Source organism: Microcoleus sp. AT9b-C3 (genome assembly GCF_036705485.1).
GTDB lineage: Bacteria > Cyanobacteriota > Cyanobacteriia > Cyanobacteriales > Microcoleaceae > Microcoleus.
Map to the genome: position 1 here is coordinate 18,240 of NZ_JAUBUR010000043.1, position 22,931 is coordinate 41,170.

Genomic DNA, 22,931 nt, shown 5'->3' on the forward strand with positions numbered 1-22,931 from the left:
GATTTTAATCTTTGGATTGCGAAGGTTAGCGCTGTCCTTGGCGCTGTTGTTCGATCGCCCTAATCTGCCGCAATCGATCGCTCCAATCTTTCAAAGGTTCGGCTTCCGAACTAGCGAGAGAATCTAGCAATTCCAGCACAGCCGCTTGGCTTTGAGAAGTCTCAGAGGCTTTACGCGCTTCGGCGATCGCGTCATACCACAGCCCCGCCTCCGCATACAAGTCGATCCGCTGCTGGGGAGTTGACGCGGCTGCAAGTTGAGTCTGCAACGACGCAGCAGGCTGGACTACTTGAATTTCTGCCGCCGCCACCACATTCCTCGGAGGATCATCCGGATCGCAGACCAACACCACTTGCCACTGATAGGATTGCCCGATCGACAGTTGGGGCAGATTTGAGGGCAAAGCAACCGACATTATTCCTGGCTGACTCTGCATCTCGGTTCTGTAGAGCAGTTGTCCCGTGCGAGTAAACAGCCTCAATTGCAGCGGACGAGGAGGGCTATCGGGTACAAACCAGGTAAAGGTCGGATGCCCAGAAATCGTCTCTCCCACATGGCTAAACGGCACTAAGGCAGTCAATCTCGCCGATGAATTACCTTCACAAATGCCACCGCGAGTGGTATTCGTCCCCGTTTCTTTCGGTTTAGAAGGGTTTTGAGGAGGAGTGTATTTTGCCAGCGCTACAGGAGCGATCCAGAACAAAACACTCAGCATTAAACTCGCAATGCCCGCAGAGTAAACGGTTCGACGCTTCAACTCGTGAGTCATCATCTGAATCCTCATGTGTAAGTATTTCTACAGTAATCAAGAATACAAAAACACAATAGAGGACTGTCCGCAAGCTTCGTTTGCGGGAAGGTGCAAAGATAGCAGTTGACAGTTGACAGTTCCGGTTCGATCGGAATGATTTAACCGCAGAGAACGCAGAGAACACAGAGGAAGAGAAGAGAGAGATGAATAATTCCCTAACTCTGAGGAATCAATCACCAAAGCACAGGGGATTTAAGTCCCCACCTTTAGGTGGATTGTTTTTAGGCAGGGGATTTGAACCCCTGCCTAAAAACTTCGCTGTCAACTGTCAACTGTCAACTGTCAACTGTTAGCAGAACCACCGCCGTTTTGCTGGCCAGGTTAACTCGCACACTGTCCCCTTCGGTTCATTCGGGTAGCGGCGAAATGCTCCGCCTAACTGTTTGGCTAAGTTCTTTGCAAGCTGGGTTCCTAATCCTGAAGGTTGAAGTTTAGGGTTTGGATCTTCGGTTATTTCCCTCTCTCGATCCATTGCAGCCAAGCTAAGCGTTTCTGACTGAGACTGTTTCTCCCTACCATTATCCGCCACCCGAATCACCTGCCGATCGCCTTCTTGAGTGCAAATTACAGTCAAGCGAGTGGCTTCGATCGCGTGTTTGCCAACATTGCAGAGCGCTTCTTCTAGAAAGCGGCAGAGTGCTCGCTTGTGTTCCAACCGCAGATGCGAAGTGTTCAAGGGATCGAACTGCACAATTTTGAATTTGATCGTTTTGAGGTAGGGCAATTCTTGTTCGAGCGTGTTGGAATAGACTTTGTAGAGCAATTCATGCAATGGAGCCTGCAGGGCCAATTCGATCGCACTTCCCATGCGGAGATGCGGTTCATCCGCGATCGCGTCTCGTTGCACAGAGCCGTAAACTGCCCGCAATTCTTGATTCAGGCGTTGCAACTCCGGTAGAAATAACGGCGGTGTGGCTTGTTCTTGAGCAGTTCTCAAAATTCCAACCAATGTTTGTAACGGGCCGCTATGAATTGCATTAAACGTCTGTTCGATCGCAAATTGACGTTCCTCCAACCGCAGTCGGAGTTCCTGTTCGTGGCGATAAAATAACGCTGCCGTCAACCCAGCCCCATTCAACACGAGTACGAGCAACACAGGCACGATCGGCACCCACCATCCCAAAAGAATCAGCCAGTAACAGAGCGCGATCGGGCTAATGCTGGCGACTAAGAGCCCGATCAAAATTTTCCAGGGCGATCGCAGAAATTGTCCCAAACTCATCCCCAACAGTCCCCAGACCGCAATCCAGAGCGTTTCCCAGCCCTCCCCCCAAACCTGAAGCAACGGCCGCCGATCGAGCACCGCGCTAATCATCTGGCTGGTTTCGTGGGCTTGCATTTCGACTCCGTAAATCCGTCCGGGATTGATACCTGCGATCGCACCGGAACTTGCCAGATCCTTCACGCTAAAAGACATCATCCCAATCAGCACAATTTTGCCTCGAATCCAGTTCGGATCTACTTGTCCCGCCTTGATTTGCTGCAGGGAAAGCACGCGAAATGGCATTGTCCCGCTGCGAACATTCAGTAAAATTTGGTTCCCGCCTGCATCCGCCCCCACATATCCGCCAGAGTTGGGCTGCACTCTGGTAAATTCAATGCTGCCAAAGCGCATCGCCTCCCGATCGCGAATTCCATTACCTAGCTTAATTCCTCGGGTTGCTAAATAGCGCTCTGCCAGCCGGATTGCGAAGGAAAAACGGTATTCCTGTCGATCGTTGTTAGTGCCCAATAAACTGCGACGCTGGTAGCCATCGGCATCCAGTACGAAATCTGCAAAGCCAACCTGTTCGGGTGGTAGCGCGGGCGGAGGTGCCACGGTAAAGCCACTGCGATCGGGCAAAGCAATCTCCACTCCGATCGCATTCTTGCTGCTGCGAAACACCGATGTTAGTTCAGCATGACCTGGTTCCACCGGAATATCGCGGACAATATCCAGCCCGATCGCGATCGGTCGATACGTTTGCAACCGTTTGAGTAAATCGGCAATATCGCGATCGGGAATCGGATAAGTTCTAGCGCGTTGAATATCTTCCTCAGTGATGCCGACAATTACAATCCGTTCATCCATTGGCTCAGGAGGACGCAAACGCAAAAATTGATCGAACGCAACCAACTCCCAAAACTGAAGCGCACCGTTCAATCTAGCCATCATCACAGCGACAATCACCATCACCCCTGGAAGCGCTCCTCGTCCCCAAGTCGTGACGCCCGCTTTCACTGCTTGCCATCGATCGCGCTTCACTAATCAATCAATCCTTCTTCCCTAGCTCGCACTTCCGTTTGAATCCGCAGATTCTTATCATCATCAGGATACACCTCTAGCACATCTCGAATCTGACGCCAGTAACACTGCACAGTGCGTTCAGAAACATTCATCCGTTTGGCGATCGCAATATCCTGCAAGCTCTCTTGAAAACCAAATTGCAACACCTGCATCCAGGCGGGTTTGAGTTGCAGCCCATTGCGGATCTCTCTGGGTGTATAAATCCGCTCGTGCAGCGCCCAATCAACCATTGTTAGCAAGTCTTTCATGGGCTGGCTCTTATCGACAACTGTGAAGCCGCCCATGTGATTGTCGATCGACGGTTTCAGCCAAACTAAAGTCCGAACATGGGCACTCTGCACCACAATATTCAGACTCGGATACTGCTCCATCAACGTTTTGAGGAGTTTAAGCCCTGAATTCGCTTGAGCTGTTTCGCCGATCGTCTCTGGCATGACTAGATCTACAATTACTAAATCCGGGGTAATCTGCGCTATTTGCTGAAGGGCTGCCTGAGCCGTCGGAGCCGTCAGAATGTCTGCCTCTGGATATTCTTGCTTCAGAATGTTAAGCGTGCCACCTAACACCATCGCATGGTCATCCACAACTAAAAATGTTCGTTTCTCTGGTTGAGGTAAAGTCTGGGGCATAATTTATTCGTTGCCACACAACATCGTCAGTTTAGGTAATCCGTCCACCCATTTGAGATTTGGAATTTACGATTTTCGATTTGTGACCTAGTTGAAACTAGGAGCTTTAAACCGCTGAAATTCTCATTCAAAATCCCAAATCTAAAATCGTCTCGGTCATCTTCTTACTATAGAGGAATTACCTGGCTCCCGTCCTGCATCTGTCCGCCAACTCGCGTTGTGGATGTCCGCAACGAGAATTGCGCTAAAGCGCAGTTCTATTATAATCTAGGTGTCCAAGCAAGAAGAAGGATAATTTTATGACAGCAGAAGGTTCGTATCAAGCCAGCACGTACAATCTGGAACTTGAAGCAGAAATCCAGCGGTTAAAAGATCAAGTTAACCTCAGTTGGAAAAAGGAAGCGCGCACTTTAAAGTGGTTCGGTTTAGCTGACGGGATGAATGTTGTGGAAGCGGGTAGCGGCCCGGGATTTTTCACTGAAAAACTGTTAGAATTGCTGCCAAACAGTTCGGTAACATCAGTAGAAATTGACCCCGCCCTGCACGAAAAAGCAGTAGCATATTTACAGGACAAAGGGGGCGATCGAGTAGATCGCATCCAAGCATCGGTTGCGGATACTGGTTTGGCGGCTAACACTTTCGATTTTGCGATCGCCCGTTTGCTGTTCGTTCACCTCCCAGATCCCGTCGCAGCAGCTATAGAAATATTCCGCATCTTGAAACCCGGCGGCAAACTGGTGATTATTGATAGCGACGCAGATTTGTTTTGGCTGACAAATCCACCTTGGTCAGTCGAGATTGTTCGGGAGAAATTCAAGCAGGTGATAGCATCGCGGGGCGGCAATTTATGCGTCGGGCGAAATCTGTGCCGCATTCTCAAAGAAGCTGGGTTTGTTAGCGTTGATTTAGAAGCGGTTGTCAGCCACAGCGATATCATCGGAATTGAGGCGTTTGAACCTTTGCTGGACTCCGGGCCCATTTTGCAAATGGTCAAACAAGGGTTAATTTCCGAGTCGGAAATAGAAAGCTATCTGGTTTCGCGGGATGAGTTTGTAGCTGCGGGCGATAGACGATTAATGATGAGTTTTTGGCTAATGGCTGGCGGGGAAAAAAATGAATAAAATTAAGACAATTTTTTCACCACATATTGAGGTTCTGCCACAACAAAACCTCTAGCACTATCGCTAAATTACGAGCTAACAAAGCCAACTTATCTAACAGTAAAATACGAAAAAAATCACAATAAATCCTACCCTCAAAATTAGGTTAAAGCTGCGCGTATAGCTCTAGAATCCTATCATATCAAATCCGCGCTTCATCGTCGGGCGTGAAATCTAGTCAACCGTCAAAAATCACGGACGCTGCAACCGGAATAGATCTAATTCATCTGCGTTAATCTGTGTTTATCTGCCCTCATCTGCGGTTTTAAAAAGAGAATTTTTCGGCTCGCAGATGACAATGGATTGACGCAGATCAACAGAATAGAGATAGGAATAACTCCGATCCTAAAATATTTCATATAAAAGCTATAAAATTTCCTCTTTCTGAGCTTAGTAACTTTACACCTACAAGTCTAACAAATCCTTGGAGCCGATCGCCCAAAGGTTGTTTGTGAGAGCCAATGGTTGTCTGTCACATTTTAGCTTAACCAATCAAGCCGTTAGCGAAGCCCTCGTAGACGATCGCACTTTTTACCAACTCCTCAGCATTCAACCCACTTGCCGAATTCCATTAAGAAACTCTGTCCTTGCCTCAATCCTTGAAGGCATTAAAACGCAGCGTACCAACAATTCTAAATCCAACTCCGGCAAAAACTCACTTCTTGAAACTTGTTCGTAATCATCCTCGCGCAGCCGATAGACAGCAAGCTGATTATTTTCCCAAAACCAAACTTCAGCAATGCGAAGTCGCAGATATTTAGCTAGTTTACTTGTGCTACCGCTAGTAATAGTTACTTCCACGGCTAAATCGGGATGTTCTTTTCTTGAACCTATATAATAAGACTCGTCTGGTTCAAATGATACATCTCTTTCCCGGTCTCTGCGAGTTGCACTCCCTACAGGAATATATTCAATTCCCATTTCACAAAAGTAGAGTTGTAGCAAAAAATTAAGAATACAACTGATTGTCTCATGTGCTTCGCCCAGTGTCATAAACTCGATCCACCCATCAAGATAAGTTATCCGCAAACCCGGAGAGTCGGCCATCAAAGATTCGATCGCCTCAAATTGCTGCCAAGTATAATAACCGGGGAGAATCAATCGCTGTTGTGCAAGCGTACCTATTTCTTCTAAAATTTTTGCTGTCATAGGTATCACGATCCTATTTTAAATATTACTAGCCCCTACCCAGGACAAACCAGGCAGGGGCATTCACTCAGATTCTAACTTAATGAACTAGCTCGATCGCCCTTTTAGTCAACGCCTCAGCAGTCAACCCATTAAACGCCATCAACTGACCAGCACTAGCAGTAGTTTCCCCCCGCTTCCAAGCGAAAGTATCCCGCTTGCAATTGCTGCGGAGCATCACAGGTTCCAACATCCCAGAAGCACCGCCTGTCACGCCAATCAAGGCATCTCCGCCAAACAATTCGGCAAATTTCTCATCGCTCAAAAAGCCGCCGTCAGCTTCCGAACAAGTATCCCAAGCAACATCGCTAGCACGATACAAACGCCGGGGATTCACAATAGAAACAATCCGCACTCCAATCCCTTCTGTTTCTAAAAATGCCGCCGCTTCAAACACTGGCATTAAAGTCATGTCGCCGACAACTGCAAACACAACTTTCTTGCTCCCCCCTTGATTCTGGGAAGCTTGGGGGGAATCGACTTCGTGCAGCACTATGGCACCGTCTTGCAAAGCTTGGCGAGTCTGTTCAAAAGTAGTGCGAATTGGCAGCGGCGACTTGCTCGCAGTAATCACAACTCCCTTATTTTTAGCAGTCAAAGCCCACTCGTAACAAGCTTGAATGCTGTTAGCATCCGGTGGAAACAAAGGAAACACATTTCCGTTCCGCATCATCGCCGCAAAATAAGCCTCAATTTCCGGCCGCTGGTGCGTCCAACCGTTACGGCCTTGTTCCAATGCACCCGCTGTAAATAAGGTGACAGTTGCGGGAGTTGGACGGCGCAATTCTGCCATTGCTTGGGTTACAGTTTGCCAAATTGGTAAACCGTTGATGGCAAAAGATTCGTAAGAACACCACAAACTCCGCGCTCCGAATAGCGATAAACCTACGGCTAAACCGGCGCAAGCATCTTCGCTCAAAGGTTCGTATACTTGACCGTTTGGCGATTGATTGTACAGGTCATCTGTGGTCGGGTGAATAATCTTGAGAGCTTGGTTGATATTGGCAATTGCCGATGCTTCATTGCCGTCAGCATTAGTGACAAGAAAAGTACGATCGCACTCGCCAACTTTCCCTACCAAACGCCCCATTGCTGTTGTCGAAATCTTCGCTTCTCCTCCAATAGCAAATTCTTCTAAAGGCAATTCGCCTAAATCGGGCAGCGGCAATGTAAACTCAGTAACAACTGTTTTCGCCGCCGGCCCGCCGCCGGCACGCTCGCAATTTGTCCGAACCAACTCCCAAGCAGCAGCAGTCAAAGCGCGCTCTTTTAAAGCACTGATAATGTGCGGAGCATCCAGCGTATCTTTCGGATAAAGGTTATGAGATTTTGCTCCGCGCGCGTGTACCCCGGCACCTTTCAACTGTTTGATAATAAACGCAGTTAATTTGCCGCCGAGAGCAGATTTTGCCGCTTTGTCAACTCCTTCTAAAACAGCTTTGGTAAATGCCATGCGCTGTTCAAGCGAAAAAGCAGTGCTGTCAACATAATCTTCCGGTTGATTTTTATCGTCAAATTCCTTAGCATCAACTAAGATAACTTCTTCAAAACCGTTGCCTTGCCAATAAGCAATCATTTCAGCATTAGTTTTAGTCGAAACCATGCTGTGATGTTCCTGAGAATATCCGTTCCAAACCAACACAGGCAAAAAGTTAGTAACGCTGGGATAAGCAGTGTGGAAATGCGCCATGCTGCTCATCGGATAGGGTTCGCCCATGCCGCCGTCGCCCATTGTGAAAGCAAACAGTTTTTCGCGGTGCAAAAGTGCTCCAGCCATTGCGAAATGCTGCCCTTGTCCGAGGGGGCCGGCTGGTGCTAAAAGACCGGGAATGAAACCGGAAAGATGCCCTAACAAACCGTCTTTTTCTCGGAATTTATCGCGTACTTGCTGCACGTTGAAAATTCCCATATCCTCCAAAGATCGATCGAGAAACATGGCACTGTAAAAGCCCGGCGCGTGATGCCCTACTTCGGTGACAATGTTCTTGTGTCCGAGCATCACCAAAGCGGCATAAGCCTCAGCTTGGCTAGCAAAACCCCCCGGATGTCCCGATGCCTTGCTCGCGGTAACTTGCAGCGTCAGGTAGCGCAGGGCGTCGGCTCCCAGCATCGTTTGAAAGACGGCGACGGGATCGGCCGGATCGGCGATCGACTTGCTCCCAGAGGCGATCGCAGGTGCTTTCCCGTAAGTCTCAAAACCAGGGACTGTTTCAGCCAAATATTGAATGCCTTCGCAAAAAGCGGGCGTTGTTGACGTTGCCTGCGGGGTAGTTGCTGTCATGCTTGATACCTGAAAAATTTGAATTGGATTAATGTAAGAGTAATTTTATAGCTTCCGTGTTCCAAAAAATCATGAGTTCTATTATGTCAGTGATAAATAAGTAAAATATCTCAAATTTTCAGCTAATAAGTAGTTGTTTGAGAACCCCGACTTATGCAAAAAGTCGGGGTTCTGTGTTTACCCATTACTAATCCATCTCAAATCCCAAATCTAAAATTGTTCCAGCCGTTCCCGAACATCTATATAAGGCACAGTACCGCTTTCAGAAAGAGAAGGCACAGCCTTTTGATTCCCCAGCCAAACAAAAAAACTGCTAAGTGCAGGAGCCGGATCTTGATCGCGGCGCAGCGTGTATATCAAACCTTCGCAAGGCCCATTAACGCGGCTAGTCGTGCAAATCGCTTTCTGGTTATTTACAATACCCACAGTGACATAATTTAGCTGTTTATTGCGGTTATAATTCTCAAGGCGCTGAGTCACTTGTTGGCAGCGAGTTAGAGGATCGTAGCCCGAACTAGAAAAGAAATTAGAATTCCAGCGAATCCAAGGCTCCCTGAACCCTTGCGGATTTTGATACACCGTTACCGGCTCACCCGTCGAGGTATCGCACACAAATCCTCCATAACCCCGATTCGGTTGGTTTTGATCGAAAGTGCTGCTGATAGAAAGATTGCTGAGAATATCAAAGCTGTTCTGCTTATTTTGTGATAGCAACTCCCTAAAAGCATCGATCGGGATTGCCGCGTTCAACCCCGTTTTTATCTCCTCAATCTGACCGTTCCACTGACTCCTAATTGTGCCAACAGTATCCCCCTGGCCGTGAATTCCTACCACCCTGCCATCCGCATCAAATACAGGCCCACCGCTCATCCCGCGCCTGGTTACAGCTTGGTAGCGCAGACGATACCCTGATGAGGCGCTGCCCAAGCGAGAAGAGATGATACCAGCAGTAAACTCAAGTTTTCGTTCAAATCCCGAAATTGGCAGCGGATAGCCAGAAACGTAAATAGCAGAACCGACAACAGCACGTTCTGACTCGCCCATTGGTGCTACTGGATATTGTTCTCTGCTCTGAAACTGTATTAAAGCCAAGTCTATATCCCTGTCATTTTTCGGGAGTCGCTGTATTCTAATCGCAGCATAATCCTTCTCTAAATGAGTGCGAATGCTGTATTTTTGAGCGAGGCTTGCCACCACATGATTAGCTGTCAGAACAGTGTAAATATTACCCTGTTTGGCAATAATTACTCCCGATCCACTAGCAAAAAAACCCAGTGTATTGTTGACTTCCACAGTTGTCAAGGTCGCTAGCTGGGCAATTTCTTCGGCTGTTTTGGCACAGGCAGCATATTGTTGGCTGACAACCGCCGTCACTGTTAATGCACCTGTCAAGATGATTGTCAGCGCGTCAAACCGCAAACTCCACACATTCATCGATAACTCCCTAGATGAGACGAGGCGAACTGCAAATATATACTAATCGGAATTACCCAACTGGATTTAATTATTTTCTCCAATAATTCCGCTGTTGGTTCACTTCCATCTTCATTCTTCATAGACGCCAAAATTTGGATTTCGATACTTGCCCCTAACGTTAATCCCAACCAAGAAACCTTTGGCATTAAAAATCGGGTCGCCACTCCTACCGATTTTAACCTCATTTGTATAGCCCAATATAACCTTGAGGCAAAGATTTGGGTAGCAGCACCGAAACGAAGCCCGCGTCACCCCTAAAGCCCCAACCTCAGCACCCGCAGGAAAGCCGACTGCCAACACTGGCTCAGACACCGCTCCGGGTTCAATGGTGAATAGTGCTATTTTATACTCGATCGCGCCGCGAAACTGATCGATCGCCCGATCGATATCGCCCAGCCGCCTCGGAACTCCTAGCAGTGGGTGGAGGAGGCCGTCGTCGTGACCATTATCCGATCGCCACAACGTGCTAGTTAGTCAGCATCCTATAGGTTTGGCCCTGCTGGCCGACGATCGTCCCAGAACCAGAAGATATTCCCGTCGGGATGCGTACCGCTGTTTGATGCGCCAAATTTGCCACCTCAATCCTTGGAATTGGTGATGGGATGGAAAATTTGCCAATCTTTAAGGCTGTCCGAACGGTGGGGAAAAGGGGGCAGTTGCGCCTCATCATCCATGTTTTCCCCTAGCTTTTCCCTGACATCAATGTAAGGAATTTTACTGGTTTCATCAAAAGACGGCATCCCGACATATCCTTGCCGCCAAGCCAACAAATTATACAAAGAGCCGATCGGGTCTTGGCCGGGTCTGAGGGTATAAATCAAATTTTGACACAGCCCATTGACTTGATTCGCCGTGCAGATGACGTTCTGGCCGTTCATCTGACCTGCTGTAATGTACTTAAGCATTCGTCGGCGGCGATAGGTTTCGAGGCGTTGACTCACTAATTGACACCGAGTTGCCGGATCGTACCCAGAACCGGAGAAATAATCGGAAGTCCACTCAATCCAAGGCTCTACGGCACCTTGAGCGTTTTGGTACACCGTCACCGGCGCACCGGTCGAGGTACTGCACCAAAATCCACTTTCCCCCTGTGCTCCCCGACTGTAACTCGGTCCAGAAGCAACCGTCAGGCCGGTGAGGGCGCAAGCTGTTGCCACCAAAACTTTTGTCAATAATTGCTGTTTCATGATTTTTTCACTGTGTTTTATGAGATTCGGCACCAAAATCACCGAATGCTGCGATAACACCCTTGACACGCCTGTTCGTTACAACTCCGCTGACTGAGGAATTATCTGATTCGCGACTTGACCAGAAACCAGTTTTTTTACGAAAACACTTCGTTGCAGCCCTTATGCCTGGTTAAAAAACCCGGTTTCTTTGCTCTTGATTCGTAAGTTTTGATATTGTTCGCGACTTGCACATTCCCTCTAACGGCGATTTCGGCGCTGTTAAAAAAGCGCTCCGAAGGCGAGCTTAAAATGCGCCCGCCAGTCTGAATTATGTTGTCATTACTACTAATCCAACTCAGGCTGTCGCAAACCGGAAAGAGGCTCTTGGTCTCAGACATTGGGATGGGTCGAATTGCCACGGTACATCAGACCACTGACACGGTATTTGGTATCACTTAAGCTCTAGGTCGCTAGCTTTATCTGCTGAGATACGGAGACGCCTGGGTTGCACAGATGATGGGTATTACCCTATGTGCCTGATCGAACACTAAATAGGAGGTATTAACCAGAACTCTTAACTTGTTTTCATCTCCGGATTAGGGATACCTAGAAATACTTCTAAGTGAGTGTAATCAGGGAGTAAGTGCTTTCTACCACCAAAGTTCATCCTCGGTACACTAACGTTTAGTTGAGTATTAAAAACTATGAACCGTATCTGCAAACAGTTCGGGTATTTAGCGACTGGATTAATTCTGACTGGCGCTAGCAGTTGTTCTAGCTATGATGCAGCTAACTCGGCCGAAAACCAGAGGCAATTCTCAGCAAGCGGGCGTCAGTTCCCACACTTACAGCTAATGGGAAATCAAACTGAGGCTCGATCGAGTCAATTCACGCAGTCTTCTAACTCTGTTGCCTCTGTTTTAGGCAGTGCTACCCTCTCAGAAAATACTGCCACCGTTACGGTTTATAAGGTAGATAATTTGTGTCAAACTCTGAAGCCGGAAACAGTTACAGGCCCAGAGAACCAGTTAATGTCATCGGCGGTTAATGAAGTGTTAAAGCAGCAGATTTTCGATAGTCTTGGTTTGGCTGGTTATCGCCTCAAGATCGATCGCGACCTCGGAATAGCTACCGTGGATCTGCGAGCATCGGGAAGTTCACGGCAAAAATTGCAAAATCTGTCCAGTTGTCAGATGTTAGGTTTGTTCGGGGGCGTGCGCCAAACTTTAACCAGTTATGCTCCTTGGCAAATCAAAACTGTTCGTTTTACAGAGCTTGGAGAGGATATTTTGAACACCGTTCGAGAATAAGCTATTAAAATTATTGGAGATGGGACTTACGCAATTCTCCCCTTAAAAACAAGGGTTGGGAGGGATTGAACCAACCTTCAAACCCTTTGAGATTTGTTGATACTGCTAAGTCCTGTGACCCAAACCCCGGTAATTCCTATGACACTACCTAACGGCCCCAAAGCTCCACCCTTTGTGCAGCTAATTCAATGGATCGGCGATCCGCTGACATTCATGGATAAATGTGCCAAACAATACGGCGACATTTTCACAGCTAGAGTGAACAACGGGAAACCATTGGTGATGATCCACCACCCGCAAGCTGTCCAGGAGATGCTCAATAGCAGCGCGTTTCACGCTCCAGGCCGCCTGAACAGCATCCTAAAACCCTTGATGGGAGAACAATCCATGATTATGCTCTCGGGAGAAAGGCACAAACGCCAGCGCCAATTATTGATGCCACCTTTTCACGGGGAACGGATGCGGAATTACGGCCAACTAATTTGCGATATCGCTCAAGATGTTGCCAGCAAGTGGTCGGTCGATCGACCTTTTGTGGCGCGCAGCGCCATGCAGGAAGTCACCATGCGGGTAATCTTGCAAGCTGTCTTCGGCATGGATGACGGGCCACGATTGGAAGAGATCAGGCCCCTACTTGCCTCAGTCCTCGATATGACCAACTCTCCCCTGCGATCGAGCATACTGTTTTTCGGCTGGATGCAGCAAGATTGGGGATCTTGGAGTCCTTGGGGACGCATGAAACAGCGGCAGCGGAAAGTTGACGCCCTGATCGACGCGGAAATTGAAGAACGCAGACAGCAACCAGACGCCAGCCGCACCGACATTCTCAGCTTAATGATGGCCGCGCGCGACGAAAACGGGCAACCAATGACGGATGAAGAATTGCGCGACGAGTTGATGACGCTGCTGTTTGCAGGCCACGAAACCACAGCAACGGCCCTAGCTTGGGCATTTTACTGGATTCACAGTTTGCCCTCGGTGCGCCAGAAGTTGCTGCAAGAATTGGACAGTTTGGGGGAAAATCCCGACCCGATGGAGATTTTCCGCTTACCTTACCTGAGTGCAGTTTGTCAGGAGACGCTGCGAATTTACCCGGTGGGAATGCTGACGTTTGCGCGAGAAGTTCTCACGCCCGTGGAACTTATGGGACATCAACTCGAACCGGGCACGGTTGTCATCGGCTCGATTTATTTGACCCACAGACGGGAGGATTTGTATCCAGAACCCCTGCAATTTAAACCGGAACGGTTTTTGGAGAGGCAATTCTCGCCTTATGAGTATTTGCCCTTTGGAGGCGGCAGTCGCCGATGTATCGGCTTGGCGCTGGCGCAGTTGGAGATGAAACTCGTGCTGGCAACCATTTTGCGGAATTTCGACCTGGTATTGGCCGAGAAAAAGCCCGTACAAGCCAAACGCCGAGGGGTGACTTTAGGGCCTGCCGGCGGCGTGCGGATGGCTCTGCAGGGGCGGCGGATGCGGCAGCAGATGCCTGAACCTGTCGCTAGTGGGGTTTGATGTCGCAGCGGTGGCAGCGGGCGATCGAACTTTCAGCTTTGAGTGCCAACAATTTAGCGAGAATGTGCGATCGTCCGCAAATGCCACCATTTTTTGTAGCACCCGCTACAGATAAATAGCTAGAATCCTTAACCTGTAACCCTCGCCCCCTCTCACTTTTCAAATTTTCAGTCTAAAATAGTTGCAGCCTTGCAAACACAGCCTAAAAGCAAAAGTGGGTGATTGCAATAGTCCTCTTGATATCTCAAAAGCCTGCCTGCCATACTTTAAAAACATATGCATACCCTGTTATTCAGCAAGGTCGGAAGCGTGTTGGCATTGCCAGCAATCTTCCGGCCTCTTTATTTTTTGCGGTACTTGAGGCATTGGAGACAAGATGCAGAAGGCAAAGCAAAAGTATAAATTCTCCCCCTGTCCTCATCTCCCCCTCTCCCCAATCTAGAGCTTCTGCCTCTCATTCCAATAGAATCCGACAGCAAGTTTAAGGAATCACTAAGGAATAATTAATAACTTGTTAAATTATCTCCTTCTGCCCTTCTCTCAATCTTCGGTTTTCAGAAATTCCGATACCGAGACCGACTTCGGGAGACTCTCCAGATCTTGAATTTCGCTTTCGTGGGCAAAAAACTCCACTTCTTTATCGTCAATCTGGATCTGATAGCTAGCGGTAGCTGTCACAACCCGTCGCTTTTTTTTATCTTCTATTAAAACCCAACACACGACAGGTCTTACCCATCTCTCAACGTGCTGGCTTTGCTTCGTACTCCCAAAGGCATACCAGCCTTTAGCTTCAATAATTTGAAGCACTTTAAAATCGTTATTTGCCATATATCTCTATCGCGTTAACTTCAGTATTGTTCTTAGATAAAAAGGCTAGCTTGCTAAGCAGGGCAAAGGTTTGAAAATTCCAATCCGCACTTTATAACCTGATTTTTTGTCAGGAGAAGCGGGTTGACAAGGCCTTGTCTGCGTTGGAGCCTGCTAAATGTAGTGCGAGCTTTTTGTACTCTCCCACAATTACCGTAAAGTATCTATACCGCATCCTCAAAAATTATTCTCCCATTAGCCTCAACAGCAGCTAACTAGACCTTAGCTAGCTGCATCTAAGTGGATGCCAAGTGCTTCTAACGCCTGGTTGGTGAGAGCGATCGGCATACAGTCTTGTTAAGACTTTTTGCTGCAATCAACTATCATCTTTACCCGCTGGGGTAAAACTTAACTAGAGGTTGCCGCTTTCAATTCTAAGCCTCGGCGCGCCTAATTCCTAATTAATTGTATGGTGTAGTTGATAATTGCCAAACCGTCGATCGCACTCAACAGCCGTGTCTAACTCTTCGATTACCATCACCGTTAAACTGTTCGCCGCCTTCGGTGAAGCCTACGGCGTTTCGGAACTTACCTTAGAACTTCCTCCCGAAACCCCAGTCTCTCAAGTGCTCGAAAGCTCGATCGCCCAATATCCTCAATTAGAACAATGGCGCGATCGCACCCGCTTCGGCCTCAACCTGGAATTCGTCTCCCCCGACACCATCCTCCAAGACGGCGACGAAGTTGTACTCATCCCTCCCGTCAGCGGTGGGTAGGCTAAGTTGGTTAATCTGAAATGTTGCACCATTCTCAATAAGCTTTTTATGAACAGGCTTTCGGGCCTGTTCCACAAGAGATGAATTTTTTTGTGGAACAGGCCGGAAAGCCTGTTAAGCGAGAATGGTGCAACACCTCAGTTAATCAAAAATTCGAGGTTTTGTAGTTGTGTTCGATCGCACCACTACCCAATTGTGACCCCAAAAAAGATTTATTAAGTTTTGTAACAATTCCGTCGGCAAATCATCCTTGAGCTCGATCGGGCTCGCGTGCGGGGCTGACAATCTGGGTTCCCAGCCAGATCCTGAAAACAAGTCAAATCCTTGTGGAGTGGGCATTCCGCTCGCCCAAATCTCAAAGTTAAATACACTACTGTTTAACTCAAAAGTAACTGAAAAATCAATCCCGACTAAAAAAATCGGGTATAGTTGACGCACTAAATTGACCGTGCTAATCTTGCACAAGACTAAGAAAACATCGCAAAACTAGAGAGTTGAGCTATGACCCAGGCGACCAGAACCCAATCCACAGCAGCAACCTTCACAGCCCTCAAATGTAAAGAATGCGGCGAAGAGTACGAACTCCAAGCTAAGCACGTCTGCGATTGCTGTTTTGGCCCGCTTGAAGTCAAGTACGACTACGACGCCATCCGTCGCACCGTCACTCGCCAAACCATCCAAGCCGGACCCAACTCGATCTGGCGCTATCGCGCATTTTTACCAGTCGCTACAGATAACGTCATCGATGTCGGCACTGGGATGACTCCTCTATTAAAATCCCACCGCTTGGCGCGCCGCCTCGGTCTAAAAAATCTTTATATTAAAAACGATGCCGTCAATATGCCCACTCTCAGCTTTAAAGACAGAGTGGTGTCAGTTGCCCTCAGTAGAGCGAGAGAATTGGGTTTCACAACAGTATCCTGCGCCAGCACCGGCAATTTAGCTAACTCTACGGCTGCGATCGCCGCCCACGCCGGACTCGACTGCGTAGTCTTCATCCCCTCAGACTTAGAAGCAGGCAAAGTCCTCGGCACTCTGATTTACAATCCAACTGTCATGGCAGTTCACGGCAACTACGACCAAGTTAACCGTCTCTGTTGCGAAGTCGCCAATACACATGGCTGGGGATTTGTCAATATCAACTTGCGTCCCTACTATTCCGAAGGCTCAAAAACCCTCGGTTACGAAGTTGCCGAACAGCTAGGCTGGCAATTGCCCGATCACATCGTGGCTCCCCTGGCATCCGGCTCTTTGTTCACAAAGATTTACAAAGGCTTTAATGAATTCATCGAAGTCGGTTTAGTGGACGAAAAGAAAGTTCGATTCAGCGGTGCCCAAGCTGACGGCTGTTCCCCCATCGCCCAAGCATTCCGGGAAGACCGCGATTTCGTAAAACCGGTGAAACCGAATACAATTGCTAAGTCGATCGCGATCGGCAATCCAGCCGACGGTATGTACGCCTTGGAAATCGCCCGCAAAACAGGCGGCAACATCGAATCAGTCAGCGACACCGAAATCATCGAAGGCATGAAACTGTTGGCAGAAACCGAAGGCATCTTCACTGAAACCGCAGGCGGCACAACAATCGCAGTCTTGAAGAAACTCGTAGAAGCAGGTAAAATCAATCCCGATGAAACCACCGTCGCTTACATCACCGGCAACGGTTTGAAAACGCAAGAAGCAGTTCAAGGCTACATCGGCGAACCCATCACCCTCGAACCGAAACTAGAAGCCTTCGAGCGCGCCCTAGAACGTGCCCGCACACTCGAACGCTTAGAATGGCAACAAGTTTCGGTTTAACAGCTATTAGTCAGTAGTCGGCAGTCATTAGTCATAGGTTGTTAAGCTGTTGACTGATGACTACTGACCCATCACTGATGACTAATGACTGAGGACTAATAACTCATAAATGACTACTGACTAAGGACTAAAAAAATGACCGTCAAAGTTTTAATTCCCACTCCCCTGCAAAAATTTACCAACAATCAAGCCACCATCGAGTGCGCTGGCGATAACATTTCCGAACTAATTGAATCGCTGGAAACAAATTGTCCCGGCATCAAAAAAAGCCTGTGCGACGAAAAAGGAGAGCCCCGCAGATTTCTCAACTTCTACGTCAACAGCGAAGACATCCGCTTTTTGGATGGCTCAAAAACTGCTCTCCAAGATGGCGATGAAGTTAGCATTGTTCCAGCAGTTGCTGGTGGCTGATTTTGCAACCGCAGATGGTGGTAGATAAACGCAAATGAACGCAGATAGAATTAATTACTATCTGCGTTCATTTGCGTTTATCGGCGGTTAAAAACTATTCCCTCACTTAGTGAGGAAATCTATTTGTGAAATCAAATCTAGGCTTGTAGTTGCGCTTGGGCGTCCAAGCGCAACTACACAACCTAAAACTCCTTTCTTGGTTCGCAGTGCGTCCGAGAATTATCGCCCTAAGAAGCTGCCCTTGCAGCAGTCCGGGGACGGCGCCGGCCCGTCACCTGATTGGCAGGAGATGGCAAGGATGGGGATGATGGCGATGATTGCGAGGGCGATGATTGCGAGGATAATAGCTTAGGTGCTTCCAGGGAACCGGGAGATGCTGCTACTTTTTCCGATCGCACTGCTTCTTCTGGAATTTGCATCAGGAATACCAGCAGGGGATTGCTTTGAAGTTCCCGGCGCATCACTCGCTGAATAGCCTTTTCTATTTGCGTTTGAACTCCTACCCAGTCAACATCAACTTGCGAGTCAGCAGTGGCGGGTTTGACAAATTCTGACCAGCGATCGCTCAAAACTGTTTCAATGGTTTGAGTGATTAATTTGATCACTTCGGCACGATCGGCTGATGTCACTACACCTTTCAAGTGAACTTCTGGTTTGGCAACTAATTTGCCTTCCCAATTCAAAGCCGCCGCTACAGTTACAACGCCATCTCCGGCCAACTGCTGACGTTCCTTGAGGACGCTAGCTTTGACAACGCCCGATCGAGAAGCATCTACTAATTCAATTCCTGAAGCCACTTGACCAGCCACCCGTATCGAATTTTCAGTCAACTCTACGACATCGCCGTTGTCAATAATCACCATATTGCTAGCGGGAATGCCCATGCTTTGAGCCGTCTTGGAGTGCTGGATCAGCATCCGGTGTTCCCCGTGAACCGGCAAGAAGAACTTAGGACGAGTCATGTTAATCATTAACTTTTGGTCTTCTTGACAGCCGTGGCCGGAAACGTGAATGCCTTTGTCGCGGCCGTAAACCACGTGTGCTCCCAGCATCATCAGTTTATCGATCGTGTTTACCACTGCGATCGTATTTCCCGGAATCGGATTAGCTGAGAAAATGACTGTATCGCCTTTTCTAATTTTCAGTTCGTGATGTTCGCCGTTAGCAATGCGAGTCATCGCCGCCATCGGTTCGCCTTGGGAACCTGTAGTTAAAATCAGTACCTTGTCTTCAGCCAAATTGCGGATTTCTTTCAGCGGTTTGAAAATACTATCTTCGCATTTGATGTAGCCGAGATTGCGGCAGTGAGCGATGACGTTAAGCATCGACCGGCCAACCACTCCGACATAGCGATTGTTTTTCTTAGCCAAGTCCAAAACAATTTGCAATCGGTGTACCGAGGAAGCAAAAGTCGTCACCATCACCCGTCCCGGTGCTTGAGCGATAATTCTGTCTAAATTCGGAGCCACAGAACGTTCTGAAGCGGTAAAACCCGGAACTTCCGAGTTAGTAGAATCACTGATCAAACACAGCACGCCTCTCTCGCCGTACTCGGCCAGCTTTTGCAAATCAAAATGCTCGCCGTCTACAGGAGTGTGGTCAATTTTAAAGTCTCCGGTGTGGATCACAATTCCGACGGGAGTGTGAATTGCCACAGTAAAACTGTCGGCCATCGAGTGAGTATTGCGAATGTATTCAACTAAGAAATTCTTGCCAATTCTGACAGTATCCCTGGGTCGAACCGTTCTCAATTCTGTGCGGTGAGACACTCCGGCTTCTTCGAGTTTTCCGGCTAGCAAAGCCATCGCCAAACGGGGGCCGTAGATGACGGGAATTTCAAATTGTTTGAGGTGATAAGGGATGCCGCCGATGTGGTCTTCGTGACCGTGAGTCACGATCATACCTTTAATTTTGTGGCTGTTTTCCCGCAGGTAAGTCATGTCTGGGAGGACTATATTTACCCCGTGCATTCCATCTGTCGGGAACGCTAAACCGGCATCTAAAAGAATTATTTCGTCGCCGTACTCGAACACACAAGTGTTTTTACCGATTTCGTGCAGCCCGCCGAGGGGAATAACTTTTAGAGCAGATGCAGTTGTATTCTTGTTGATCATGCGTATCCTTTGTTAGTTATTTTTGTTATTGGTCTGTGGTCTGTCGTCTGTCGTCTTTCGTCTACTGTTAGTTGGTAGGGCGATATTTTTCCAAATATTTATGGAAAACTCCCTGGCGGGTTTTACTATCCCGTACAGTCAGTTGTCTTGGGCCTTCATTCTTCTATCTTCAGTCTTTAATCCTTGACTGTTAGCTACTTACTAACACTTAATTACTAATGACTGATGACTCAGAACTAATGACTGATAACAACCAATATTCAGTTGTCTGAAAACTCGTTCTCGCTCGTCTTGCTAGCTGATACTGCTGCTAGCTGACTCAGTACGTCCTTTAACTTTTGAGTTACCTCAACTGGCGGATCGCACAGGGGCGGACGGGTGGAGCCTACATCCCAGCCTTGAAGTTTGAGAGCTGTCTTGACGGGAATGGGATTTGTGGTGAGAAAAAGAGCTTTAAACAGGTCAAAAAGTTGCAAGTGAATCTGGGTAGCGACTTGAACTTGACCGGCCTCGAAAGCTTCGATCATCTGTTGCAGTTGCTCTCCTACCAGATGGCTGGCTACGCTAACTACACCAGATCCTCCTACCGCCAGCATTGGCAAAGTTAGGGAATCATCTCCAGAATAGATGGCAAATTCAGGGGATGTCAAGCACCGAATTTGACTTGCTTGATCCAAGTTGCCACTTGCTTCTTTTACGGCCACAATGTTGGGGATTTCTGCCAATTGAGCCACCGTCTCCGGCAACATATTCTGACCAGTGCGACCGGGGATGTTATATAACATTATAGGCAATTCGGGAGCAGATTGCGCGATCGCCCGAAAATGATTATATAAACCTTCTTGCGGCGGTTTGTTATAATAAGGAACCACCTGCAAACAGCCATCTAACCCGAGTTTAGCTGCTTTTTTCGTAGCTGCGACTGCTTCTGAAGTAGAATTCGATCCGGCTCCTGCGATTACCAACGCCTTACCGACCACCGCCTTTTGTACCACCTGAAATAATTCGTATTCTTCATCCCAGGTCATAGTGGGAGACTCGCCTGTAGTGCCGCACACTACCAAGCTATCTGTACCGCGATCGGCTAAATGAACTGCCAATTGTTCTGCTACCGCATAGTTAACACTGCCGTCTTCCTTAAACGGCGTAATCATTGCAGTCAGAACCCGTCCAAACTTTACCACACTTTCTCCGATTTTAGACTGTTGATTTTTGATTTTAAATTTTTGATTTCAGATGAAAGGTTTATCTAAAATCCCCAATTTCAATTTTCCAATTGCCAGAATTTTCCCTAATTAGAAGCCGCCGCCACTGGGGTTCGCAACAAATCTTTTTGGGCCAGCAACTCAGCTATCTGCACCGCATTTAAAGCCGCCCCTTTGCGGATTTGATCGCCCGACAGCCACATTTCCAACCCGCAGGGGTGAGAAATATCTTGACGAATCCTGCCAACTAACACCTCATCCTTACCGCTGGCTTCTGCGGGCATCGGGAAATAATTAGCTTGCCAGTCTTCTACCAGCTTAACCCCGCTTGCCTGCTTTAAGATTTCCCTGGCCTCGATCGCGCTAAATGGCTCTGCAAACTCTAGATTAATCGCTTCCGAATGAGCCCGCAGTACGGGAACCCGCACACAAGTTGCCGTAATTTTAATCTCGTCCGTACCAAATATCTTCCGAGTTTCGTTTACCATTTTCATCTCTTCTTCACAATACCCTAAATCATTAATCGGGGTGTTGTGCGGAAACAAATTAAATGCTAAGGGGTAGGGAAATATATCGGTTTTGGGCGTTTCCCCCTGCAAAATTGCTCTTGCTTGAGCTTTCATTTCCTCCATTGCCCTCGCCCCCGCCCCGCTGGCAGACTGGTACGTCGCTACAACGATGCGCTGTATCGGCCTAACTTTGTGAAGTGGCCAAAGGGCAACTGCCATCAAAATAGTCGTGCAGTTGGGATTAGCAATTATACCTCGGTGAGCTGCCGCCGCTTGGGGATTGACTTCGGGTACCACTAGCGGTACGGTCGCATCCATGCGGAAAGCGCTAGAATTGTCAATTACCACTGCCCCGGCTGCCACCGCTTGCGGAGCCCATAACTTAGAAGTAGAGCCACCGGCAGAGGCGAGTACCAGATCTACATTATCAAACGATCGCGCCGAAACTGCTTCGACCGGCAGCATCTCACCGCCAAAAGGCAAAGTTGTGCCTGCTGAACGTTCCGAAGCCAGCAGCTTCAAGTTAGAAATCGGAAAACTCCGGCTGTGCAATAGTTCTAGCAACTCTGCCCCGACTGCGCCGGTAGCTCCTAAAATGGCAACTCGATAGGATTGAGACAAATTAGTTTCCTCCAAAAATTAAAGTCTAAACGATCGAAATCAAAAATTTAAATAACTGCAATTCTCAATATCAAACTTAATTAATGTTATGCGATATCAGGAGCATGAGAGGATAGCAATGGTGCAGTTAAGCGAAAAGGGCGATCGAACTTCCCGATCGGTCTGTGCGATCGTACCCAATGCCAGTTTAGCATCTTTTGCCGCTCGCCCACGCCCAATCCGCATCCGGTTAAGTTTTGCGATATATCGGCATTTTCGCAGGCGCATCCATTGACTTTGACTGGCCGCAGAGGCCGGCAAGATTGACATCACAGGGCGATATGTGCTATGGTGCATCGGCAATTAGTGGACTTAACCTCCACATTCCTAGCAGCAAAAGCTAGTATCCTCAAACCAAAACTAATTGGCAAGAGCCAAAAAAGTAGCCGGAAATGACTTACAGTCTCATCCGGTAAAGGTGTTGTAGTTGTGCCGTTACGAGTCAAAGCGTACAAAATTAAAATGCAGGCAAAGTCAGATTTGTATGTATTTTATCAAGGAAATTGGGTCTAAAACCCTGTCCTTTTAGGACGGCTTTAATTTCTTAAATCCCTTCCTAAAAGTCAGGAAATTTCTAGTAGACTACAGTAGTCAAGGTTAAACTCCGGCGTCATAGTGCATAAAAACAGTTAACGACACACTTGGGCGCGTAAACCGGTGGACAAAGAGCGGCGAAAACTCTATAAACAGCTAGGGGCTTAACACAGTTCCTGTAACCAGAGAAACAAACTATTTTAGTCTTGTTAAGTAGGGTAGGGCATACCCGAACTCTAGGTAAATATCCTAGTACGCTTTTGGAGATAGACCAAGAGGGATGACTGCG

General features: G+C 48.0%; 19 protein-coding genes. 6 read left to right on the forward strand and 13 right to left on the reverse strand.

Going from position 1 to position 22,931, the window contains the following annotated elements; genetic code table 11:
- Positions 1-25: 25 nt before the first annotated feature.
- The 3 genes from QUB77_RS27070 to QUB77_RS27080 form a co-directional block, all read right to left on the reverse strand.
- The gene (locus QUB77_RS27070; protein ID WP_333179406.1) at positions 26-772 is read right to left on the reverse strand and encodes a DUF928 domain-containing protein; all 747 of its coding nucleotides are present in this window, start codon (positions 770-772) and stop codon (positions 26-28) included.
- Between the two features lie 328 nt (positions 773-1,100).
- Positions 1,101-3,056 carry a CHASE2 domain-containing protein gene (locus tag QUB77_RS27075; protein WP_333179409.1) on the reverse strand — a complete coding sequence of 652 codons (1,956 nt, stop codon included), beginning with the start codon at positions 3,054-3,056 and terminating at the stop codon, positions 1,101-1,103.
- A complete protein-coding gene (locus tag QUB77_RS27080) occupies positions 3,056-3,727 on the reverse strand; it encodes a response regulator transcription factor (RefSeq protein WP_333179412.1) in 672 nt (223 codons plus the stop codon). The genes QUB77_RS27075 and QUB77_RS27080 overlap by 1 nt, the downstream gene beginning before the upstream one ends.
- Positions 3,728-4,026: 299 nt before the next feature.
- Here QUB77_RS27080 and QUB77_RS27085 point away from each other — a divergent pair, with 299 nt between their 5' ends.
- Positions 4,027-4,848, forward strand: coding sequence for a methyltransferase domain-containing protein (locus tag QUB77_RS27085; RefSeq protein WP_333179414.1), 822 nt, complete (start codon positions 4,027-4,029; stop codon positions 4,846-4,848).
- Positions 4,849-5,436: 588 nt separating this feature from the next.
- Here the strand turns inward: QUB77_RS27085 and QUB77_RS27090 are convergent.
- From QUB77_RS27090 to QUB77_RS27110, 5 genes are all read right to left on the reverse strand, one after another.
- Positions 5,437-6,036 carry a Uma2 family endonuclease gene (locus tag QUB77_RS27090; RefSeq protein WP_333179415.1) on the reverse strand — a complete coding sequence of 200 codons (600 nt, stop codon included), beginning with the start codon at positions 6,034-6,036 and terminating at the stop codon, positions 5,437-5,439.
- 79 nt (positions 6,037-6,115) lie between these two features.
- Complete coding sequence (locus QUB77_RS27095; protein WP_333179418.1) at positions 6,116-8,356, reverse strand: phosphoketolase; 2,241 nt, start codon at positions 8,354-8,356, stop codon at positions 6,116-6,118.
- A 210-nt stretch (positions 8,357-8,566) separates the two neighbouring features.
- Positions 8,567-9,790 (reverse strand): COP23 domain-containing protein, encoded by a 1,224-nt coding sequence (locus QUB77_RS27100; RefSeq protein ID WP_333179420.1) that lies wholly within the window; start codon positions 9,788-9,790, stop codon positions 8,567-8,569.
- Positions 9,791-9,901: 111 nt separating this feature from the next.
- A complete protein-coding gene (locus tag QUB77_RS27105) occupies positions 9,902-10,294 on the reverse strand; it encodes a hypothetical protein (protein WP_333179423.1) in 393 nt (130 codons plus the stop codon).
- Between the two features lie 116 nt (positions 10,295-10,410).
- Entirely contained in the window at positions 10,411-11,019 is a 609-nt protein-coding gene (locus QUB77_RS27110; protein ID WP_333179426.1) for a COP23 domain-containing protein, read from the reverse strand.
- Between the two features lie 686 nt (positions 11,020-11,705).
- Here QUB77_RS27110 and QUB77_RS27115 point away from each other — a divergent pair.
- Together QUB77_RS27115 and QUB77_RS27120 are read left to right on the forward strand one after the other, a co-directional pair.
- On the forward strand, positions 11,706-12,311 hold the full coding sequence (locus QUB77_RS27115) for a hypothetical protein (protein WP_333179429.1): 606 nt from the start codon (positions 11,706-11,708) through the stop codon (positions 12,309-12,311).
- Positions 12,312-12,449: 138 nt separating this feature from the next.
- Positions 12,450-13,826 (forward strand): cytochrome P450, encoded by a 1,377-nt coding sequence (locus tag QUB77_RS27120; protein WP_333179432.1) that lies wholly within the window; start codon positions 12,450-12,452, stop codon positions 13,824-13,826.
- A 540-nt stretch (positions 13,827-14,366) separates the two neighbouring features.
- On the opposite strand, the gene QUB77_RS27125 is transcribed toward QUB77_RS27120, so the two are convergent.
- The gene (locus QUB77_RS27125) at positions 14,367-14,654 is read right to left on the reverse strand and encodes a hypothetical protein (protein ID WP_006632921.1); all 288 of its coding nucleotides are present in this window, start codon (positions 14,652-14,654) and stop codon (positions 14,367-14,369) included.
- Positions 14,655-15,148: 494 nt separating this feature from the next.
- Here QUB77_RS27125 and QUB77_RS27130 point away from each other — a divergent pair, with 494 nt between their 5' ends.
- From QUB77_RS27130 to QUB77_RS27140, 3 genes are all read left to right on the forward strand, one after another.
- On the forward strand, positions 15,149-15,409 hold the full coding sequence (locus QUB77_RS27130; protein ID WP_015179186.1) for a MoaD/ThiS family protein: 261 nt from the start codon (positions 15,149-15,151) through the stop codon (positions 15,407-15,409).
- A gap of 501 nt (positions 15,410-15,910) precedes the next feature.
- Positions 15,911-17,209, forward strand: coding sequence for a threonine synthase (gene thrC / locus QUB77_RS27135; protein WP_333179436.1), 1,299 nt, complete (start codon positions 15,911-15,913; stop codon positions 17,207-17,209).
- Between the two features lie 135 nt (positions 17,210-17,344).
- Entirely contained in the window at positions 17,345-17,620 is a 276-nt protein-coding gene (locus tag QUB77_RS27140; RefSeq protein WP_006632924.1) for a MoaD/ThiS family protein, read from the forward strand.
- 227 nt (positions 17,621-17,847) lie between these two features.
- On the opposite strand, the gene QUB77_RS27145 is transcribed toward QUB77_RS27140, so the two are convergent.
- From QUB77_RS27145 to QUB77_RS27160, 4 genes are all read right to left on the reverse strand, one after another.
- On the reverse strand, positions 17,848-19,734 hold the full coding sequence (locus tag QUB77_RS27145; protein ID WP_333179438.1) for a ribonuclease J: 1,887 nt from the start codon (positions 19,732-19,734) through the stop codon (positions 17,848-17,850).
- A 260-nt stretch (positions 19,735-19,994) separates the two neighbouring features.
- Positions 19,995-20,918: a 4-hydroxy-tetrahydrodipicolinate synthase gene (gene dapA / locus QUB77_RS27150; protein ID WP_333179440.1), complete on the reverse strand. Its 924-nt coding sequence runs from the start codon at positions 20,916-20,918 to the stop codon at positions 19,995-19,997.
- 107 nt (positions 20,919-21,025) lie between these two features.
- Positions 21,026-22,069 (reverse strand): aspartate-semialdehyde dehydrogenase, encoded by a 1,044-nt coding sequence (locus QUB77_RS27155; protein ID WP_333179442.1) that lies wholly within the window; start codon positions 22,067-22,069, stop codon positions 21,026-21,028.
- A 96-nt stretch (positions 22,070-22,165) separates the two neighbouring features.
- On the reverse strand, positions 22,166-22,405 hold the full coding sequence (locus QUB77_RS27160; RefSeq protein WP_333179444.1) for a hypothetical protein: 240 nt from the start codon (positions 22,403-22,405) through the stop codon (positions 22,166-22,168).
- Positions 22,406-22,931: the final 526 nt, after the last annotated feature.

Excerpts from the sequence above, each read along its gene's own strand:
- QUB77_RS27070 (WP_333179406.1), bottom strand. The coding sequence starts at position 772 with ATGATGACTCACGAGTTGAAGCGTCGAACCGTTTACTCTGCGGGCATT.
- QUB77_RS27085 (WP_333179414.1), top strand. The coding sequence starts at position 4,027 with ATGACAGCAGAAGGTTCGTATCAAGCCAGCACGTACAATCTGGAACTT.
- QUB77_RS27160 (WP_333179444.1), bottom strand. The coding sequence starts at position 22,405 with ATGCACCATAGCACATATCGCCCTGTGATGTCAATCTTGCCGGCCTCT.
- QUB77_RS27100 (WP_333179420.1), bottom strand. The coding sequence starts at position 9,790 with ATGAATGTGTGGAGTTTGCGGTTTGACGCGCTGACAATCATCTTGACA.
- QUB77_RS27115 (WP_333179429.1), top strand. The coding sequence starts at position 11,706 with ATGAACCGTATCTGCAAACAGTTCGGGTATTTAGCGACTGGATTAATT.
- thrC (WP_333179436.1), top strand. The coding sequence starts at position 15,911 with ATGACCCAGGCGACCAGAACCCAATCCACAGCAGCAACCTTCACAGCC.
- QUB77_RS27110 (WP_333179426.1), bottom strand. The coding sequence starts at position 11,019 with ATGAAACAGCAATTATTGACAAAAGTTTTGGTGGCAACAGCTTGCGCC.
- QUB77_RS27120 (WP_333179432.1), top strand. The coding sequence starts at position 12,450 with ATGACACTACCTAACGGCCCCAAAGCTCCACCCTTTGTGCAGCTAATT.
- QUB77_RS27125 (WP_006632921.1), bottom strand. The coding sequence starts at position 14,654 with ATGGCAAATAACGATTTTAAAGTGCTTCAAATTATTGAAGCTAAAGGC.
- QUB77_RS27145 (WP_333179438.1), bottom strand. The coding sequence starts at position 19,734 with ATGATCAACAAGAATACAACTGCATCTGCTCTAAAAGTTATTCCCCTC.
- QUB77_RS27140 (WP_006632924.1), top strand. The coding sequence starts at position 17,345 with ATGACCGTCAAAGTTTTAATTCCCACTCCCCTGCAAAAATTTACCAAC.
- QUB77_RS27090 (WP_333179415.1), bottom strand. The coding sequence starts at position 6,036 with ATGACAGCAAAAATTTTAGAAGAAATAGGTACGCTTGCACAACAGCGA.
- QUB77_RS27095 (WP_333179418.1), bottom strand. The coding sequence starts at position 8,356 with ATGACAGCAACTACCCCGCAGGCAACGTCAACAACGCCCGCTTTTTGC.
- QUB77_RS27080 (WP_333179412.1), bottom strand. The coding sequence starts at position 3,727 with ATGCCCCAGACTTTACCTCAACCAGAGAAACGAACATTTTTAGTTGTG.